This is a genomic window from Kitasatospora sp. NPDC057595 (assembly GCF_042800875.1).
In the GTDB taxonomy this organism is placed as follows: Bacteria; Actinomycetota; Actinomycetes; order Streptomycetales; family Streptomycetaceae; genus Kitasatospora.
The window spans coordinates 46,917-65,508 of record NZ_JBHVGL010000007.1; the positions used below are offsets into that span (position 1 = coordinate 46,917).

General features: G+C 71.0%; 17 protein-coding genes, 1 tRNA gene and 2 pseudogenes. 12 read left to right on the forward strand and 8 right to left on the reverse strand.

The genetic code is table 11. From position 1 onward, the window contains the following. The first annotated feature begins 91 nt into the window (after nt 1-91). Nucleotides 92-1,519, forward strand: coding sequence for a trypsin-like serine peptidase (locus ACFU9E_RS13275; RefSeq protein WP_380685025.1), 1,428 nt, complete (start codon nt 92-94; stop codon nt 1,517-1,519). Nucleotides 1,520-1,592: 73 nt separating this feature from the next. On the opposite strand, the gene ACFU9E_RS13280 is transcribed toward ACFU9E_RS13275, so the two are convergent. Beyond that, entirely contained in the window at nt 1,593-2,498 is a 906-nt protein-coding gene (locus tag ACFU9E_RS13280) for a sigma-70 family RNA polymerase sigma factor (protein WP_380683654.1), read from the reverse strand. Between the two features lie 132 nt (nt 2,499-2,630). Here ACFU9E_RS13280 and ACFU9E_RS13285 point away from each other — a divergent pair, with 132 nt between their 5' ends. Beyond that, the gene (locus ACFU9E_RS13285) at nt 2,631-3,473 is read left to right on the forward strand and encodes an SDR family oxidoreductase (protein WP_380683640.1); all 843 of its coding nucleotides are present in this window, start codon (nt 2,631-2,633) and stop codon (nt 3,471-3,473) included. Here the strand turns inward: ACFU9E_RS13285 and ACFU9E_RS13290 are convergent. Then, complete coding sequence (locus tag ACFU9E_RS13290) at nt 3,460-4,083, reverse strand: cysteine hydrolase family protein (RefSeq protein WP_380683641.1); 624 nt, start codon at nt 4,081-4,083, stop codon at nt 3,460-3,462. The two genes, ACFU9E_RS13285 and ACFU9E_RS13290, sit on opposite strands and share 14 nt — an antisense overlap. Before the next feature lie 101 nt (nt 4,084-4,184). Here ACFU9E_RS13290 and ACFU9E_RS13295 point away from each other — a divergent pair, with 101 nt between their 5' ends. The 3 genes from ACFU9E_RS13295 to ACFU9E_RS13305 all read left to right on the forward strand — a co-directional run bounded on the left by ACFU9E_RS13295 (nt 4,185) and on the right by ACFU9E_RS13305 (nt 8,892). After that, a complete protein-coding gene (locus ACFU9E_RS13295) occupies nt 4,185-5,147 on the forward strand; it encodes a GlxA family transcriptional regulator (RefSeq protein WP_380683642.1) in 963 nt (320 codons plus the stop codon). An 86-nt stretch (nt 5,148-5,233) separates the two neighbouring features. Next, nucleotides 5,234-8,257, forward strand: coding sequence for an ATP-binding protein (locus ACFU9E_RS13300; protein WP_380683643.1), 3,024 nt, complete (start codon nt 5,234-5,236; stop codon nt 8,255-8,257). Beyond that, nucleotides 8,230-8,892, forward strand: coding sequence for an SLATT domain-containing protein (locus tag ACFU9E_RS13305; protein WP_380683644.1), 663 nt, complete (start codon nt 8,230-8,232; stop codon nt 8,890-8,892). Before ACFU9E_RS13300 ends, ACFU9E_RS13305 begins: the two co-directional genes overlap by 28 nt. Here the strand turns inward: ACFU9E_RS13305 and ACFU9E_RS13310 are convergent. Beyond that, on the reverse strand, nt 8,889-9,818 hold the full coding sequence (locus ACFU9E_RS13310; protein WP_380683645.1) for a GntR family transcriptional regulator: 930 nt from the start codon (nt 9,816-9,818) through the stop codon (nt 8,889-8,891). The two genes, ACFU9E_RS13305 and ACFU9E_RS13310, sit on opposite strands and share 4 nt — an antisense overlap. Nucleotides 9,819-10,022: 204 nt before the next feature. On the opposite strand from ACFU9E_RS13310, the gene ACFU9E_RS13315 reads away from it, so the two are divergent. The 3 genes from ACFU9E_RS13315 (at nt 10,023) to ACFU9E_RS13325 (ending at nt 13,349) form a co-directional block, all read left to right on the forward strand. Continuing rightward, nucleotides 10,023-11,126 (forward strand): FAD-dependent monooxygenase, encoded by a 1,104-nt coding sequence (locus tag ACFU9E_RS13315; protein ID WP_380683647.1) that lies wholly within the window; start codon nt 10,023-10,025, stop codon nt 11,124-11,126. A 138-nt stretch (nt 11,127-11,264) separates the two neighbouring features. After that, a complete protein-coding gene (gltX, locus tag ACFU9E_RS13320) occupies nt 11,265-12,638 on the forward strand; it encodes a glutamate--tRNA ligase (RefSeq protein WP_380683655.1) in 1,374 nt (457 codons plus the stop codon). 204 nt (nt 12,639-12,842) lie between these two features. Further along, entirely contained in the window at nt 12,843-13,349 is a 507-nt protein-coding gene (locus ACFU9E_RS13325; RefSeq protein ID WP_380683648.1) for a cupin domain-containing protein, read from the forward strand. Nucleotides 13,350-13,403: 54 nt separating this feature from the next. On the opposite strand, the gene ACFU9E_RS13330 is transcribed toward ACFU9E_RS13325, so the two are convergent. The 3 genes and pseudogenes from ACFU9E_RS13330 to ACFU9E_RS13340 form a co-directional block, all read right to left on the reverse strand. Continuing rightward, on the reverse strand, nt 13,404-13,697 hold the full coding sequence (locus ACFU9E_RS13330) for a hypothetical protein (RefSeq protein WP_380683649.1): 294 nt from the start codon (nt 13,695-13,697) through the stop codon (nt 13,404-13,406). Between the two features lie 137 nt (nt 13,698-13,834). Further along, on the reverse strand, nt 13,835-14,365 hold the full coding sequence (locus tag ACFU9E_RS13335) for a hypothetical protein (RefSeq protein WP_380683650.1): 531 nt from the start codon (nt 14,363-14,365) through the stop codon (nt 13,835-13,837). 33 nt (nt 14,366-14,398) lie between these two features. Continuing rightward, nucleotides 14,399-15,575, reverse strand: a pseudogene (locus ACFU9E_RS13340) (serine hydrolase domain-containing protein). A gap of 340 nt (nt 15,576-15,915) precedes the next feature. Between ACFU9E_RS13340 and ACFU9E_RS13345 the strand changes: the two are divergent. Next, entirely contained in the window at nt 15,916-16,332 is a 417-nt protein-coding gene (locus ACFU9E_RS13345) for a helix-turn-helix domain-containing protein (protein WP_380683651.1), read from the forward strand. Nucleotides 16,333-16,345: 13 nt separating this feature from the next. Here the strand turns inward: ACFU9E_RS13345 and ACFU9E_RS13350 are convergent, their stop codons facing one another. Next, a complete protein-coding gene (locus tag ACFU9E_RS13350; protein ID WP_380683652.1) occupies nt 16,346-16,786 on the reverse strand; it encodes a hypothetical protein in 441 nt (146 codons plus the stop codon). 246 nt (nt 16,787-17,032) lie between these two features. Between ACFU9E_RS13350 and ACFU9E_RS13355 the strand changes: the two are divergent. The 3 genes and pseudogenes from ACFU9E_RS13355 to ACFU9E_RS13365 all read left to right on the forward strand — a co-directional run. Further along, a pseudogene (locus ACFU9E_RS13355) lies at nt 17,033-17,293 on the forward strand (Scr1 family TA system antitoxin-like transcriptional regulator); the annotation flags it as partial. Between the two features lie 34 nt (nt 17,294-17,327). Further along, nucleotides 17,328-17,546, forward strand: coding sequence for a DUF397 domain-containing protein (locus ACFU9E_RS13360; RefSeq protein WP_380683653.1), 219 nt, complete (start codon nt 17,328-17,330; stop codon nt 17,544-17,546). Nucleotides 17,547-17,589: 43 nt separating this feature from the next. Then, nucleotides 17,590-17,673 (forward strand) — tRNA-Leu (locus ACFU9E_RS13365). Nucleotides 17,674-17,720: 47 nt separating this feature from the next. Here ACFU9E_RS13365 and ACFU9E_RS13370 read toward each other — a convergent pair. Beyond that, entirely contained in the window at nt 17,721-18,590 is an 870-nt protein-coding gene (locus ACFU9E_RS13370; RefSeq protein WP_380686999.1) for a DUF3592 domain-containing protein, read from the reverse strand. Nucleotides 18,591-18,592 lie beyond the last annotated feature (2 nt).

Sequence of the window (18,592 nt, forward strand, 5' to 3'; positions counted from 1 at the left end):
GGCGCCGCTTCGGCGGTGCCGGGTGTTTTTCATACAGGGGGAATAGAAGTTCATGTCATCGACTGACAGAAATGTTGGCCGCCGTCGTACCGTGCGCACCGCCAGGACGGCCCTCGGGGCCTCGGCGCTGGCGCTGACGATGCTCACCACCGCGGCCTGCGGCCCGGACAACAGCTCGGCCGACTCGGCCGTGACGGCGGCGGCGGGTTCGGCCGGGGGGCCGAACCTGGGACTGCCCGCCAACCTCGACGACCTGAAGAAGTGGAAGTTCGAGGACTGGGAGAAGTGGGCGAAGGACTACGCCCTCCCGGCCGCCGCCAAGGGCTTCTGGACGCTGGACAAGCTGCTCAAGGCCAAGCCCAACGAGCCGATCGCGCCGCCGGCGCCGCCCACGGCCGCACCGACCCAGGCGCCGGCGCAGCCGCCCGCCCAGCCCGGGCAGCCCACCCAGGCGCCGGCGCAGCCCGGCACGCCGTCCGCCCCGACCGGCAAGCCGCCGGCGGGACAGCCGACCCAGCCGGGGCAGCCGACGCAGCCGCCCGCGGCGCCGAAGCCGTCCAACACCCAGCAGCCGGCCTCGCAGGCTCCGGCCCAGCCGCCGGCCCAGCCCGCGCAGCCGTCGCAGGCCCCGGCCCAGCCCGGCCAGCCGTCGCAGGCCCCGGCGCAGCCGCCCGCCCAGCCCGCGCAGCCCGCCGACAACGGCAACGACCCGCTGCCCAAGACCGTCAACGCCCAGCCCCTCCCGCACCCGTACACCAAGCCCGGTGTGCACGGGAAGCTGTTCGCCGACAAGCCGGGCAGCGGCGCCGACGCAGCCGGCGGCCTGGGCCACTACCAGTGCTCCGCCACCGTGGTCGCCGACCCGGCCCACCCCGGCAAGAGCAACCTGGTGTGGACCGCCGGCCACTGCGTCCACCAGGGCAAGGCGGGGCAGTTCTACAGCAACATCTCCTTCATCCCGGCGTTCAACAGCACCGGCGCGCTGAGCGGCGGCAAGCAGGCGGAGGAGGCCCAGTACGCGCCGTACGGGGTCTGGAACGGCACCCAGGCGGTGACCTCCCCGCAGTGGAAGGCCGAGGGCGGCGAGAACGGCTCGCCGGCCACCCACTACGACTTCGCGATCGTCCGGGTGCAGCCCGCCGACGGCGGCAAGTCACTGGAGGAGACGGTCGGCGGCGCGGTGCCGGTCTGGTTCAACGCCCCGCGCGACCAGCTGAGCATCACCGAGTACGGCTACCCGGCGGCCCCGCCGTTCGACGGCATGGAGCTGAACCGCTGCGAGAGCGGCAAGCCGAGCCGGGTGTCCTACGACCCGACCCGCCCGCCGATGCTCGCCCTCGGCTGCAGCATGACCGGCGGTTCCAGCGGCGGCGGCTGGCTGACGGTGAGGGACGGCAAGCCGACGCTGGTCAGCAACGTCTCGGTCGGCAAGCACACCGGTGACCCGAAGTTCCAGGCCGGCCCGTACCTGGACGACGTGGCGGCCGGCGCGTACGACTTCATCTCCAAGAAGGGCTGACGCCCGCCGCACCGACCGCGACGGCCGCCCCCGCGCACCCTCCTCGGTGCGCGGGGGCGGCCGTCGCCCCGCCTCAGTCCGCGAACGCCGTCAGGTCGAGCGCGGCCAGCCGCTCCGGCTCGCTGAGCACGTCGATCGCCACGATCACGCCGCCCACCACGGTGAACGCCATGACCGACACCGGCCGGCCGTTGGCGCCGATCACCACGACGCCCGCCGCGCCGTTGACCAGCGCCGGGCGCGCGTACGGCGACAGGGCGCGGAACATGACCGCCTGCCCCGCGACCGTCCGGGCACCGGCCAGCAGCACCGGACGCCGCTCCCGGCCCGCGCCGCCGTCCGCCCGCAGCACCACCTCGGGGTCGAGGACGGCCAGCAGCGCGTCGAGGTCCCCGGTGCGGGTGGCGGCGAAGAACGCGTCGACGGCGACCCGCTGCCGGGCGAGGTCCCGGTCCGGCGCGGGCGCCCGGCCCCGCACCTTGCGGCGGGCCCGCGAGGCCAGCTGGCGGGTCGTGGCCGCCGTCCGCTCGATCAGCGGGGCGATCTCCTCGAACGGCACGGCGAACAGGTCGTGCAGCACGAAGGCGACCCGCTCGGCGGGGGAGAGCGACTCCAGTACCACCATCAGCGCCAGCCCCACCGAGTCGGCGAGCAGCACCTCCTGCTCCGGGTCCGGCGCGTCCGCCCGTCCGATCAGCGGGTCCGGTATCCGCGGCGGCTCCTCGACGCCCGCCTCGGTCCGCGACTCGAAGGACTCCTCGCGGCGCGACGCTCGCGCGCGCAACCGGTTGAGGCAGAGCCGCCCGATCACCGTGGTCAGCCAGCCGCCGAGGTTCTCCACCCCGGAGGTGTCCGTGCGGTCGTAGCGCAGCCAGGTGTCCTGGACGGCGTCCTCCGCCTCGGCGAGCGAGCCCAGCATCCGGTAGGCGACGGCCCGCAGCTGCGGCCGGTGCGCCTCGAACGGCTCCGCGTCCCCCATGGATCCGGCGGCCAGAGTTCTTTCGTCCACCCGTGTCACATTCCTTCGTCGCCGAGGGTCAAAGCTCCGGAACCACGAAACCTAACGGCTCCACCGGAGGCCCGGCTTCCGGTCGGCGAAGGAGAGACGACCATGACAAACCCGACCCGCTCGACCGGCGCCGTGAACCCGGCCGGCGCCCCTGTCCTGGTGACCGGCGGCACCGGCACCCTGGGTCGTCACGTGGTGCCGCTGCTGCGCGCGGCCGGGCAGGACGTCCGGGTGCTCACCCGCAACCCCCGCCCGGCCGCCGACGGCGTCGTGTACGCCGCCGGCGACCTGCTGAACGGCGAGGGCGTGGACGCGGCCCTGGCCGGCGTCGAGGTGGTGCTGCACCTGGCCGGCGACGCCAAGCACGACGAGGCCACCACTCGCACCCTGGTCGCCGCCGCCCGCCGGGCCGGGGTGCGGCACCTCGTCCACATCTCGGTGATCGCCGCCGACCGGGTGCCGCTCGGCTACTTCCGGGCCAAGCACGCGGCCGAGCGGGCGGTCGCCGAATCGGGCATCCCCTCCACCACGCTGCGCGCCGCCCAGTTCCACGACCTGACGCTCAGGACGGTGGCCGCGATGGCCAAGCTGCCGGTCGTCCCGGCGGTCAACGGCGTCCGCTGGGAGCCGGTGGACGCCCGGGACGTCGCCGAGCGGCTGGTCGCGCTGGCCTCGGCGGCACCCGCCGGGCTCGTCCCGGACCTCGCGGGCCCGGCCGTGCGCACGCTCGGCGACCTGACCCGCGACTACCTGGCGGCCGCCGGCAGGCGCCGCCCGGTGCTGGCGCTGCGCGTGCCCGGCACGGTGGGCCGCTGCTACCGGGAGGGCGCCAACCTGGCCGCGCCCGGCGCCGATCGGGGCGCCCGCAGCTGGGAGGCGTTCCTGGCCGAGACCTTCCCGGCTCGTGCGCGCGAGGTCGCCACCGGCCGGGTCAGGACCAGCTGACGGTGGCCGGCTCGCCGGTCCTGGCCGCCGTGACCACCGCCTCGGTGGTCACCACCTTGGCGAACCGCATCGCGTGCAGCACCGCCCCGGTGGCGCGGGTGAGTTCGGCGGCGGGGACGGTCACGCCGTCCGGGCCGGTCAGGTCGAAGGCGTGCATGGCGTCGAGCGGGAAGACCGCGTCGTAGCCGAGGTTGCCCGCCATCCGCGCCGTGGTCTCGTTGCAGACGTTGGTGATGATCCCGGTGATCACCACCTGCCGGGCACCCCGCTCCTGGAGCCAGGCGTGCAGGTCCGGGGTGCCGTAGAAGGCGCTGTTCACGGTCTTGGTGATGTGCAGGTCGGGCGTGATCGCCGCCACGAAGTCCTTCAGCTCGTACCCGGGCGTGCCCGTCGCGAGCGGGCCGGCCGGGGAGGCGTGCTGCACGGTCACGACCGGCCGTCCGGTGGCCTGCCACACCTCGATCAGCTCGCCGATCCGCTGCTCGGCCCCGGGGTTGTCGCGCTCGCCCCAGAAGGTGTGGTCCTCGAAGCCCTTCTGGACGTCGATGACGACCAGGACGGCGTCGGAGTCGATGGTGAGCGGGGCGTCGAGAGCGCTGGTGTTCGTCATGCGTCCATGCTGCGGCGGGCCCGGGCGCCGCCGTGAGCGGCAGTGGAGCCACCCATCGATACGATCCTGCCACTACGGGTCCTGCCACTACGATCCCGTCCATGCGGACGGTGGGATGCGTGATCTTCGACGATGTCCGGCCCTTCGACTACGCCGTGATCGGCGAGGTCTGGGCGAACCGGGAGAGCCGCCCCGGCCTGCCCGCGTTCGAGCTGCGGATCTGCGGACCGGAGGGCGCCCGGGTCCGGTTCGCCGGCGGGCTGGAGCGCGTCCCGGACTTCGGGCTGGACGCGCTCGCCGACTGCGACCTCGTCGTCGTGCCCGGCATGCAACGGCCCGACGAGCCCGCCGATCCCGCCGTCCTCACCGCCCTGCGCGCCGCCCACGAGCACGGCGTCACCCTCGCCTCGCTCTGCGCGGGCTCCTTCCTGCTCGCCGAGGCCGGCCTCCTCGACGGCCGCGCCGCCACCACCCACTGGGCGTTCACCGATCTGCTGGCCCGCCGCTTTCCGGCGGTGGACGTCCGCCCCGAGGTGCTGTTCACCGGCGAGGACCGGCTCTGGACCTCCGCCGGGGTGGCGGCCGGCATCGACCTCTGCCTGCACCTGGTCCGCGCCGCCCACGGCGAACGCGCGGCGGCGGCCATCGCCCGCGCCATGGTCACCGCACCCTTCCGCTCCGGCGGGCAGGCCCAGTTCATCCCCTCCCCGGTCCCGGAGCCCGCCGACTCCGACGACCCCCTGGCGCGCGTCCGCACCGAGGTCCTCGCCGCCCTGGACACCCCCTGGACCGTGCGCCGGATGGCCGCCCTCGCCGTCATGTCCGAACGCACCTTCGCCCGCCACTTCGCCGCCACCACCGGCACCACCCCGCTGCGCTGGCTCCTCGACCAGCGCATCCTCACCGCCCAGCACCTCCTGGAGGACACCGACCTCCCCGTCGACACGGTCGCCACCCGCTGCGGCTTCTCCTCCGCCGTCTCCCTGCGCCCACCCTTCACCGCCCGCCTGGGCATCCCGCCGAGGGAGTACCGGCGGACGTTCCGGGGGCGTGACGTGGGGTGATGGCGGTGATCTGGTGATCCGTCAAACTCCCTGACGTGCTTGTCAGGTGGCGCTAACATTCAGCGACCGAAGCCCTGGGAGTTGGATTGAACGTCTTTCCTTCGGAAGCCGAGCGGTATGCGAGCGAGGCTAGTGACCTGCCGGCCTTCGGCGGGATCAGCCTGGCGCAGACCAGGAAGGACCTGGGGGAAATCCTCGGGAAGATCGGCAGCTTCGGCTTCTTCGACGAGTACACCAAGCACGACATCTCGCACATCGACGCGATGCTCGGCAAGCTCGACTGGCTGGTCACGGCGAAGACCCGCGAGGCGATGACGCCGGCGGACTGGCTGCTGGTCGTGCTCGCGGTCTACTTCCACGACCTCGGCATGCTGGTCACCAAGAGCGAGTACCGGCGTCGGGAGGAGTCGGACTTCCCGCAGTTCCGGCAGGACGCCCTCAACGCCTCGGACCCCGACGGCCGGGACTACCTGGCGCGACTGAACGTGCTGGGCGCGGAGGAGCGGGAGAAGTTCCTCTACCAGGAGTTCGTGCGCCACCACCATGCCGCGCGGGTGCGGAAATGGATCACGGGGGACTTCTCGCCGAACCTGGGCGCGACGGACAAGGTCGTCACGGAGATCCAGGGCCTCCTCCGGCAGGTCGAGCCGGTCTTCCGGGCAGACCTCGCGATGGTGTGCGAGAGCCACCACCTGGACGACCTCTACGAGGTGAAGAAGTACCCGGTCGAGCGCTACTACGGCTCGTCCGAACGCGAGCGGGCCAACGTTCAGTTCGCGGCGATCCTGCTCCGCTCGGCCGACCTCCTCCACATCACGAGCGACCGCACCCCGTCGGTGGCCTTCCGGCTCTTCAATCCGATGGACCCGATCAGCCAGAACGAATGGGCCAAGCAGCGCGCGGTCCGGGCCGTCGTCGCCATGAAGGGGCTGGACAAGGACGGCGCCCTCTCCGAGGACGCGCCGCAGGACACCGTTGGCGTCCACGCGAGGTTCACCGCCGAGAACGGCTTCTTCGGCCTCACCTCCTACCTGAAGTACGCGGAGGAGCAGCTGCGGAAGAGCCACACCTGGGCGCAGCACTCCAACGCGAAGGAAGGCTCGAAGTACTACTTCCCCTGGCGGTTCATCGACACGAGCCATGTGGAGGCGGAGGGGTTCCTCACTGAGCCCTTCCAGTTCACCATCGATCACCAGAAGATCCTGGACCTCCTCACCGGCCACACGCTCTACAACGACACCAACGTCGTTCTGCGGGAGCTCCTTCAGAACTCGATCGACGCGGTGCGGCTTCAGTACGGTGCCCGGTCGCCCGAGTTCGGCAGGGTCGAGGTCCGTTGGGACAGCGCTGAACGGACTTTGGAGATCTGCGACAACGGCACGGGCATGACGCAGAGCGTTATCGAGAACAACCTCTTGAAGGCCGGCTCCAGCCGTTACCAGGACCCGGAGTTCCGGAAGCAGAACCCGGATTTCAACCCCATCAGCCGCTTCGGCATCGGCGTGCTGTCCACCTTCATGGTGGCGGATCAGGTGGAGATCATCACTTGCCACCCCGAGGAGGAGAAGGCCCGGCGGCTGTCGCTGCGCTCGGTCCACGGCCAGTACCTGGTGCGCACCCTCGAAAAGAACCAGGACGTGCCCGAGCAGATCCGGTCGCACGGGACCATCGTGCGGCTGACGCTCAGGCCGAGTGCCCAGCTCAGGGGCGTGATGGAGACCGCTCGACACTTCGTGGTCCTGCCCGAGTGCATGGTCACGGTCCGGGAGGACGGCGGTGTCGAGGAGGAAATCGGGTACAGGTCCGTCGGAGCGGCGCTGCGTGGCTCGCTCGAACGATCGAACCCCGCCCTCGCCCGGGATCTCGAAAAGGGGACGGTCAGGATCGTCGAGCGGCTGATCGGCGACATGGCGATCGCGTACGCCCTCGGTTGGAACGAGTACTTCCGGGAGTGGATTTTCTTCGGAGTGCCGGTCGGAGGCGTCTGTGTGGCCGGAATCCGAGTGAACTCGACAACGCCGGGTTTCCGACAGAGCGGACCTTTTGCCGCGCTGGCCAACGCTTCCGGGAGAGGATCGCCGCGTACCAATGTGGCGAGGTCGGCGTTGGAACCCACTCCGGAACTAGCGGCCTTCATGCGGACCTGCTATGCGGCCTACTGCGATCACGTGGCCGAGGAGATCGAGCTGATCCAGGCGGAGCGAGGGCATTCGATCACCTGGGCGACGCAGGAAGCCGCTTTCATCGCCGGTCCCCTGATGGACAAGAGCGAGGCGGTCCTGCCGCAGGCACTGTGGGAGGAGGTCCGGCGGATTCCCTTCTTCCTCATCGAGGAGGGGGGAGTGAGAAGGGGCCTCGCGGTGGACGAGCTACGTGCGCTGGCGGAAATCGAGACCGTGGAGAGCGTGGTGACCGAACACGTGGAGTCCCTGCTCAGGGAACTGCCCGGGGGGACCCGGGAAACGCTCTTCACGGCGAGCGGCTCGCGGTCGCAGAAGAAGGTTCCGGTGCTCTGCCATCGGCTCGGCAAGGCAGCGCTGATCGATGCGATGCTGCTTGCCGACTGGGAGGTCGGCAGGGTGTTCGGTGACCTCGAGAACCGCGTGTGCAGCGTCAGATGGGTCAAAAAGGAGGGCCTGCCCCGGTGGGACGACGTCCGCCACGGGCTCGATGTCATGAAATACCTCTTTCGGCAGGCCGAGGGTTACGTCGTCCCCGATCAATTGGTCAGAATCCCACTGCGCGGCGTGGAGGAGAGCGGATTCAGCCGGGATGTCCGCGGGTTCATCGTCGGTGACACCAAGTACCTCTTGCGCGGCCATCCCTGGCAGGAGATGGTGGATGACATCCTGGCCGCCCCGGTGGAACAGTCGGACAAGCGGATCGCGGTCCTTTCCTGGTTGATTTCCCAGCGGATCGACAGCGCTGAATCCCGCGGGTGGGAGATGAAGAGGGTCATGTCCATCACTGACCTGGAGGGGTTCGTCCGGCAGGCAGGCCTCATCGGACTCGTCGACTGGGAGAGGTTCTCGACGATCGCGCGGTCCGAGGAGAGCGCGGTGGAGTTCTTCGACACCAGGAAGTGGCAGCGGCGCTGGGGGAATCGATGACAACCGTAGAGCACGAGGATGCGACGCGGCCCGACCCGCGCGTCACGGCGGCGGGGGATCTGCGGGCGGTGCGGTTGCCGGATCTGTCGAACACGGCGGATCTGCGGGTCGGGCTGCGGGAGCTGTACCTGTGGGTGGAGGCGTACGCGGTCGAGTCGATCAACTGGTACACCGAGGAGAAGGTGTCCAAGGCGCGGTGGTCGAAGTTCCTGCGGGTGGCGGCGGTGCTCAGCATCGCCGGGGGGACGGTGACGCCGGTGGTGGCGGTGGGAATGGGGTGGGCGGGGGAGTCGATCTGGGGGTACGGGCTGATCGGGATCGGCGCGTGCTTCGTGGCGATGGACCGGGTGTACGGCTACTCGTCCGCGTGGATGCGGTACGTGTCGACGGCGATGGCGCTGAACCGCCAGCTGGTGCGGTTCCAGGCGGCCTGGCCGCGGATCGAGGCGCGGTTCGCGGCGGATCCCAGTCAGGAGGGGTTCGCGGCCGCGGCTCAGGAGTTGGCGCGGTTCGTGGATGAGTTCGCGTTGGTGGTGGAGAACGAGACGATGATGTGGGTGGCCGAATTCCAGAGCCACCTGGTGCAGTTGGAGTCGGGGGCGGTGCCGGCACTGCCTTCGCAGACTTCGCGTTAGCGGTCGGCGGTGGCGGCGTCGATGCGGGGGGTGAGGCCGTCGAGGAGGGTGGCGAGGCCGAGTTCGAAGAGGGCGTCGAGGTCGAGGTCGTAGCCGTCGGTGAGTTCGGCCGTCAGGCGGGTGAAGACCGGGAAGCGGGTGGCGGCGCCGGGGGTGGCGAAGGCGGCGAGGCGGGTGTCGGTCCACTGGTCGTCGGTGAGGCCGGTGGTGGCGCGGGCCTGGGTCTCGCGTTCGAGGTTCACGGCGATGCCCTCGACGTGGCTGTAGAGCAGGACGTGGATGTCGAGCGCGGCCGTGGGGGAGAGGCCGTGGCCGTCGAGGGCGGCGAGCGCCCACTCGGCGTGGGTGAGCAGGTTGGGGAGCAGCAACGGGCGGGTGAGCGGGCTGAGGTGGGCGAGCCAGGGGTGGCGGCGGAAGAGGGTCCACAGGGTGCGGGCGCCGAGTTCCAGGCGGGGGCGCCAGCCGGTGGGGGGATCGGCGGGGTAGCCGGCCTCGCCGAAGGCGGCGTCGGCGGCGAGGAGGACGAGTTCGTCCTTGCTGGTGACGTACCGGTACACGGACATCGCGGAGACGCCGAGCCGGGCGGCGACGGCGCGCATCGAGAGGGCGGCGAGCCCTTCGGCGTCGGCGATCTCCAGGGCCGCGTGGATCAGTCGGTCGCGGCTGAACTCCACAGACGTGGTGGCGGGTTGGGACGTCGATGGGGCGGTGGCGACCACGGTGCCGATCCTGGGGTGGGCCTCCACCAGGCCTTCCTGGCGCAGCACGGTGAGGGCCTTGGTGGCGGTGGCGAGGGCGACGCCCCAGTCCTGGGCGAGCCGCCGGTTGGAGGGGACGCGGTCGCCGGGGGCGAGTTCGCCGCTGGTGATGCGGCGCCGGAGGTCGGCGGCGATGCGCCGGAACGGCGGGTCCGTCTCGGGGGCCATGGTGTCGTCCTTCTCCGCCGTCGTCGCCGTGACTGTACTAGCGCAGACGCTACCAGGGAGGATCGCCGGATTCGGCCCGCTGTACTAGCTCAGATAGCGCTTTTACCTGCATGTTTGTACGTTGCAAGCACAGTCTGTACGTCGTACATTCAGAGACCTCGCGGCGTACGGGAACGCCGCGCCGACACCCTTGGGGGCCCACGCGTGCAGAACGTCCTCGTCTCCGGCGGCGGAATCGCCGGTACCGTCCTCGCCCACTGGCTGGCCCGCCGCGGCTTCGCGCCGACGGTCGTCGAGCAGGCCCCCGCCCCGCGCTCCGGCGGTCAGGCGATCGACATCCGCGGCACCGCCCTCGACGTGATCGACCGGATGGGCCTCACCGAGCGGGTGCGCGCCGTCCGCACCCGGATGCGCGGCATGTCCGTGCTCGACGCCGACGGCACCGAGGTGCACCGCTCGACCGAGGCGACGTTCAGCAGCGGCCGGCTCGACAGCGGGGACGTCGAGCTGCTGCGCAGCGACCTGCTCACTCTCCTGCACCAACACGCCCTGGACGGCGTCGAGTTCGTCCACGGCGACAGCATCGCCGCACTGCGCGAGGACGAGCGCGGCGTGCACGCCTCCTTCACCCACGGGCAGCCCCGCACCTTCGACCTGGTGGTCGGCGCCGACGGCCTCCACTCGCGCGTGCGCCGGCTGGCCTTCGGCCCGGAGGGGGAGTTCCTGCGCCCGCTCGGCACCCACCTCGCGGTCTTCTCCGCCGACAACTTCCTCGGCCTGGCGGACTGGCAGCTCTGGCAGCGCGACGGCGACGCCGGCTACGGCGTCTACCCGGTGCGCGGCAACCGCGAGCTGCGGGTCTGCTTCGGCTGGGCGGACGACGCGCCCGCCGAGCGCGACCCCGCGGCGGCGCGCGAGCGGGTCGCCGAGCGGATGGGCGCGCTGCGCTGGGAGACGCCGCGCCTGCTGGACGCGCTGCACCGCTCGACCGACTTCTACGCCGACGTGATGGCCCAGGTCCACCTGGACGCGTGGTCCACCGGCCGCACCGTCCTGGTCGGCGACGCCGGCTACTGCGCCTCCCCGCTCTCCGGCCAGGGCACCGGCCTCGCCCTGGTCGGCGCCTACGTCCTCGCCGACGAGCTCGCCGCAGGGCCGGACCACCGCGCCGCCTTCGCGCGCTACGAGCGGCGGATGCGCCCGTTCGTCGCCCTCAACCAGGCCCTCGCCACCGAGAACCCCGGCGGCCCGGCGGCCGAGGAGTCGGTCGAGCGGGCGAAGAACGCGATCACCCTGGACGCCGCGTAGGCCCCCGCAGCGGGTGCGGGGCGGGCACGGGGCGGGGGGTGCGGGTGCCGGGCACCCCGCTCCGGCCCGATACCCTTGGGTTTCATGACCGAGGTATCCCGTCCCGTCCGCGTCCGTTTCGCTCCGAGCCCCACCGGCATGTTCCACGTCGGCGGTGCCCGCTCGGCGCTCTACAACTGGGCGACGGCACGACAGCAGGGCGGTGTCTTCGTCCTGCGGATCGAGGACACCGACGCAGCCCGCAACAAGCCCGAGTGGACCGACGGCATCATCAGTGCCCTCGCCGCGATCGGCATCCACGAGGGCGACCCGGGCTTCGAGGGCCCGTACTTCCAGTCCGCCAACGCCGACAGCCACCGCGCCGCCGCCGAGAAGCTGTACGCGGCCGGCCGGGCCTACTACTGCGACTGCACCCGCGAGCAGGCCGCCGAGCGCTCCGGCTCCGCCCAGACCGGCTACGACGGCTTCTGCCGCGAGCGGGGCCTGGAGTACGCCGAGGGCCGCGCGCTGCGCTTCCGCACCCCGGACGAGGGCACCACCGTCGTGGTGGACCTCATCCGCGGTGAGCCGGCCTTCCCGAACTCCGCGATCGAGGACTTCGTCATCGCCCGCGGTGACGGCAGCCCGGTGTTCCTGCTGGCCAACGTGGTCGACGACCTGGAGCAGGGCGTCACGGAGGTCATCCGCGGCGAGGAGCACCTGTCGAACACCCCGAAGCAGCAGCTGCTGTGGGAGGCGCTCGGCGCCGTCCCGCCGGTCTGGGCGCACCTGCCGGTGATCGTCAACGAGAAGCGGCAGAAGCTGTCCAAGCGCCGTGACAAGGTGGCGCTGGAGGACTACCTGGCCGAGGGCTACCTGCCCGAGGCGATGGTGAACTACCTGATGCTGCTGGGCTGGGGCCCGAAGGACGACGTCGAGATCCGTCCGTACGCCGAGCTGGAGCAGCTGTTCCGGATCTCCGAGGTGAACGCGGCCTCGGCCTTCTTCGACGTGCAGAAGCTGCGCTCGTTCAACGGCGAGTACATCCGCGCGCTGTCGGTGGACGCGTTCATCGACGCGACCGCGCCGTACCTGGCCGCCGACCGGGCGCCGTGGCCGGCCGAGTCCTTCGACGCCGCGGCCTACGCCGAGCTGGCGCCGCTCGCGCAGTCCCGGATCGCGGTGCTGAGCGAGATCGTCGAGCAGGTCGACTTCCTGTTCCTGGCCGAGCCGGTCCAGGACGAGCAGTCGTGGGCGAAGGCGATGAAGAACAAGGACGTCGCGCTCGCCCTGCTGGGCACCGCCCGCGAGAAGCTCGCCGCGCTGGAGGCCTGGCAGGCCGCCGCGCTGAAGGAGGAGCTGGAGGCCGTGGCCGCCGAGCACGGGCTGAAGCTGGGCAAGGCGCAGGCGCCGATCCGGGTCGCGGTCACCGGCCGCACGGTGGGCCTGCCGCTGTTCGAGTCGCTGGAGGTGCTGGGCCGCGAGCGGACCCTGGCCCGTCTGGACGCGGCGGCGGAGCGCCTGGCTGCCTGACGCGCACGGCAACGCCTTCCGAGGGCCGTACTCCGCTGGTGCGGGGTGCGGCCCTCGGGCGTGCTCGGGGCCCTGGCGAAGTGGAAATTGACCCATGATTTCGAAAGGAGAATGCACCTCGGAGACGGTCGATCGCGTCCCTAGAGTGATCATCACAAGGTCGCGGCAGGGGAGCCGGGACCGCCCGAGACCGGGGAGACCACCGTGAACGCCGCACCGCTGAAGCCGCTGCTGACCCGCGCTGCCACCGCCGAGACCACCAGCGACCCGAGCAGCGTGATGACCCTGCTCGCCGACTGCGGCACCGACGGCAGCCCGATCACCAGCTACCGCTCCACCTTCGCCAAGGGCGCGGTCGGCGCGCCGGCCCACTTCCACACCCGGGCCTCCGAGCTGTTCTTCGTGATCGGCGGCTCGCTCCAGGTCCTGCTGGACGAGAAGGTCGAACTGCTCGGCGCCGGTGACTTCCTGCTCGTCCCGCCGCACACCCCGCACGCCTTCGCCGCCGCCCCCGGCTCCGAGGCCGACGTCCTGTTCGTCTTCACCCCGGGCATGCCGCGCTTCGACTACCTGCGCCTGCTCGGCCGGGTGATGCGGGGCGAGGCGAGCCCGCAGGAGATCAAGGACTCCTCCGAGCGGTACGACAACCACTACGTGGAGAGCCCGCTGTGGCGCGCCACCCTGGAGGCGGCGGCCGGTGCCGAGGTGTGAGGCCGGCACGGTTGCGCAGGAAGTCGGACCGGCCGACTTCCTGCGCGGCGGGTCCTACTTGACGTACACGGAGGAGCCGAACTCCTGGGTCGTCCCGCCACCGGGGGGAACGACCGCGATCACGTTGCCGGTACAGTTCGGGCCGCTGTACACGAGGGCGAACCCGTCGGTCTCGTTGAACACGATGAGCGGGGCGATCGTCGAGTTGTAGCAGCCGCTCGGGTTGGTGATGACCGTGTCCGGCGCGATGACGAGTTCTCCGGTGGCGGCGAGGGCCGTGGTGGGCAGGGCGAGGGCCGCGGTCCCGGCGGCGGCGAGGGTGCCGAGAACGGTCGCGAGACGTCGCATGGATGCTGCTCCTTGGGGGAGAGGGGGTGGGTGCCGGGGCGTCGGTGCCCCGAACACAACGTCTCCGCCGCCAGGAGTGGCCGCAATCCGCGCGCGCCGAGCGGGCGATACGCATGCATACGAATGGGTGCGGGCGGCTACCGGCTGCGAAAGTGGGTGTCCGGGAAGTCGGCGGGCTCGCGCAGCACGAGCGTGGACAGCACGGGCCAGTGCGCCGTCAGCCCGGTCACCACGATGCAGCCGGTCTCGTGGGGGAACCTGGGGAGGCGGGTGCCGAAGCAGTCCTGGCGGTGGTGGACGTGCACGGGGATCCGCAGGGGGCCGAGCCGCGCGTCCCGGCTGAGGTAGGGGACCCGGCCGACGTCCTCGGCGGGCCGGTCACTGTTGACCAGGAAGGTGTGCAACTCCTCGGTCGGATCGAGGTATTGCGGAAGGTGCGGGTGCTCGGGCGACGAGCGGACGGTCGACACCGTGGCCACCGGTCCGCCGCCCGGAAGGTGGTAGCCGACGTCGATCCGGTACACGAAGCCGTCGACGCCCTGCCGCCCCACGGTGACGACCCACTCGGCGGGCGCGTCCCGCAGGACGGCCGCCGGCTCACCGAACGCCAGCGCCGTCTCCCGGTCGGTGGGAATCCGGAAGCCCTTCGGCGGCCTGCCTCGGAACACCCTTGCCTCCTCGACTGGTTGGGCGACCCGAGCCTAGTGGTCGGCGGGCCGGGGGAAGGCGGCCCGGAGGATGCGCTCGCCGACCGGGTTCATGCCCGAGCCCTTGGCGTCGGTCGCGTTGACCGAGTAGACGAGGGTGCGGGACAGGTCCCTGGTCGCCGCGACGAGCGTGCTGTAACCGGGCCGGGATCCGGTCTTGAGCCAGATGACCTGCCCGGAGGCCTCGTCGTGGTAGCGCTGGAGCCCCGCGCTCATCACGGCGCCCTCGATGTCCGGCACGGTGAACATCTCCCGCTCCAGGAGCGGCTGGGGCACGAGCTTGCCGCTGAACAGCGCGACGAGGAACCTCTCCAGGTCCGCGGTGGTGGAGATCATGTCGCCCGCCGCCCAGCGGTCCGACATGTTCCACTCGGTCGCGTCCACGAGCCTGCCGTCCGCGAGCCGCTGGTAGCCCCGGTTGTGGGCGCCCTGGATGCGGGGGTCGGGGCCGCCGGGGAAGGAGGTGTGCCGCATGCCGGCCGGGCGGAGGATGCGCACCTGCGCTTGGTGTTCGTAGGTGTCCCCGGTGATCCTCTCGATCAGCAGGCCGAGGACCGTGTAGTCGATGTTGCTGTACCGCTGCTTCCTGCCCGGGCCTTCTCCCGCTCCCCGGTGGGCCCTTGGCGACCGACGCCGCGACGACGTCCTCGGGGCGCAGCGTCCGGAAGCGGTTCTCGTAGCCCTCGGCGTTCTCCGGTCCCAGGGAGGAACCCGGCTGGAGTCCGCTGGTGAAGGTGAGCAACTGCCGTACGGTGATCGGCTCGAAGGCATCGGTCAGCAGGCCGGGCAGGTACTGCTGGACGGTGCCGCCCAGGTCCACCCTGCCCTCGGCGGCGAGCTGCAGGACGACGGCCGAGGTGACCACCTTGGTGGTGGACCCGGCCCGGAACCGGGCCTCCTCCACCGCCCTGCGGCCGCTCTCCAGATCGTGCACCCCCGCGCTCCCGCGCCAGCTCCCGTCGCTGCCGCCGACACGTACGAGCGCCGCCGTCGCGTCCGCGCCGGGGAGCCCGAGCAGGGCGTCCTCCAGCGACTCCACGTCCTGGCCGGGAAGCCGGCTCGCCGCAGCCTGCGCGGTGGCCACGACGGTCAGCGGAACAGCGGTACCGAGGCCCAGTACGAGCGCGGCGGCAAGGGCGGTGCGGACGCGGATACTCACGTGGCGCTCCAGGGGGTGAACCGACTTGTTCGTACCGAGCCATCCTGCGAAGCGTGAGGAGGCCCCGGATCATCACGAAGGATGACGCCACCCCTGAGAGCCCCCTCATTCAACTGCGCCTGGCAGCAGCGCCGTTGTCGGGCTGACCGAGGTGTGCACCACGCCGGAGGCCCCGGCCGTGCGGAGGCTTCCGCGCGGCCGGGCCCATCCGATCCCGTGGTGCGGGGCGGGAGGTTGCCGGGGGTGCGACCCCGAAGGCAGTCGCCGACGGCGGACACGCGCGGCGACACCTGGGCGGTGTGTAACATAAATGGTACGCTCTGGTGGAGGTTGATGGAGGGAGTGGCACGTGATGACCCAAGGCGCCTTTTGGGACGACCTCATTCGGGATCTTCAGGACCCCGACTTCCTTCGCGAGTACGTGGTTGAGTCGATGCGGATCGCCACGATCGACCGCATCGTCAACGAGCTCGACGAGGCTCGCGAAGCGGCCGACCTCTCGAAGGCGGCCCTGGCGAGAGCCATCAGCGCGGAACCGGCGGTTGTTCGGCGCCTCTTCTCGGCAGGGCACGTGAATCCGACCTTGGGGACGCTCGCGGAGGTCGCGGCGGCCCTGGGAATGCGCATTACGTTGGAGCCACTGCCCGATGCCGAGCGTGAGTCGATCACCACTCCACTCCTGGACGGGCAGGCGGCGGACGTGCAAACGCTGGCGGAGCACCTGACCGCCATGCGCGAGACGAAGTCCCATTCTCGCTCCGCCGCCTGACCCCGCCCGGACGCTAGAGCGTCGAACGAGGGTTGCGTTTCCGGTATTCGGAGCCGAGTTCCCGGACATCCTCGTAGTCGGTATCCGACAGTACGGTTTTGAAGGGTCTGTCCAGTCCGGAGACGACCACGAGCAAGGGCTTCGCAGCCCCGGCGGCCTCGTAGTCGAGGAGGCAGAAGAGCCGGTAGTGGTGTCTCTTCGGCCCGTCCACCCGGACCTCGAACCAGCCGGCCATGTCGCCCTTCATGGCCTCCCAGTAGCCGCCACCGGCAAAGTGCTTCGGGGGTGCGGCCGCGACGGCGACGAGCACGGCGCGCATCTTGGCCCTGACGCCGGGCGGGCAGACCTCGTTCAGGAAAGCTCTCCCCGGAGCCTGCTGCTCGGGATCATCGTCATGATGGCGTTGGAAGTAGACCACTTCAAGCTCGTCATCACTCGACGGTTTGGCCTTCACTTGAGGATGCGCCACGGGGGGTTTCGTCCGGCGCCGATCTCGTGAATCTGGTGTCACAGCTGGATCATCTCGCAACGGGCCAGGCGTGGCCGACTGTTGTGGCGAACCAGTACTCCTCCATCCACCGGCAATCCGGAAGCCTGTGAAGGCGGTTGTGGCATCGACTCGGCCGCGCGGAAGCCTCCGCGCGGCTGGAGGTCGGGGCAAGTCGCCCGTTGGGGGAAGATCAGGCGGGGGCGAGCTTCGGTGATGCGGCGCCAGATGGAACATCTGCTGGAGGTTGGCGAGCGGCCCAACATCAGTATTCAGGTGGCGCCCTTCGGCTGCGTGCCGAGCAGGCGTCCCGCCACTTCAATGTTCCTGATGGAGATGCCGGATGGCACCGAGTGGCTTTACTCGGAGAGCCTCTACCGCGGGCACTTCAGTGATTCGCCGTCGGTCGTCGCGGAGCATCGGGGTGACTATGACCTGCTGCGCGGACACGTACTCTCGGTGAGCGACTCTCGGGCGCTGATCGCCGATGCGATGGAGGAGTACCGGTATGAGGAGCGTCAATCTCAGCGCGGCGGTGTGGCGGACGAGCAGTTACAGCGCAGATCACGGGGGCGAGTGCGTCGAGGTGGCCCTCGTCTCCTCCCTCCCCGGCGTCGTTCCGGTGCGTGACTCCAAGGACCCCTCCGGGCCGGTCCTCCTCTTCACCTCCGCCTCCTGGCAGTCCTTCCTCACCTCCCTCCGGGACGGCTCCCTCCCCGTTGGTTAGGACCACCCCTGGGGATGGGCTACTATTTACCCATCACCCAGTTGCGCGGGTGGCGGAATAGGCAGACGCGCTGGATTCAGGTTCCAGTGCCCGAAAGGGCGTGGGGGTTCAACTCCCCCCTCGCGCACAAATGAACGGCCGGTCGATCTTCGGATCGACCGGCCGTTCTGTTCTTCAGGCCCGGAGGAACACCACGCCCGCCACGGCCACTGCCGCGAGCACGGCGATCACCAGGGCGTGGATCCTCACGTCCCACTTCTCCGAGCGGCGTTCCGCGGCCGGGTCCAGGGTGAACTCGGCCGGGTCCGCAGCCGTGTAGTGGACCGTGACATCACGGCCGTACGCGTCGGCGGGGTCCGGAAGGTTCGACGTGCAGTGGGCCGTGACGACGGCGCCCTCGCGGGTGACGAACGACACCACCGGGGTGATCGTGGTCCTGGTGTGGCCGTCGTCCTCGTCGACGGTGACGTCCTTCAGGACGGCGACGATCCGCCCCGGTGCGGTCTCCATCACGGCCAGCCTGCCGAGGCGGTCGTTCCCGGCGCGCACCGCCCCGGGCAGCTGAACGGCACCGAGCAGCGCCAACGGCCCGCCGGCACCGATCAGCGCCCACGGCCACCCCCAGTCGACCGCGGCGAGGACCACCAGCCCGACGTAGGCCAGGAAGGCCGCGCAGCTCGGCCGGCCCAGCCCGCGCGTGGGCTTCTCGGGGACGTTGGAGAACCGGTAGGCGTGCGGTCTGCCCCGCGGATGGTTGAGCCCGACCTCCCGGCCCTCCCACGCCACGGTGATCATCTCGCCGCGCTCACCGTCGTTCGTCACGACGATGTCCTGCCCGGAGGCCGGGTCGCGATAGGAGACGACCACCGATATCCCGCCGTCCCGGGACCCACCGTGCCGGGGTACCCGCACCCGCTCGATCCGCGCCGTGAGCCGGACGGTCCGCTGCGCCTTGGTCACACCGGCCAGAGACATACCGGCCCCGGTCACCGCCGCCGCACCCCACACCGCACACCACAGCACCAGTGACTCGTGCCACCCCATGC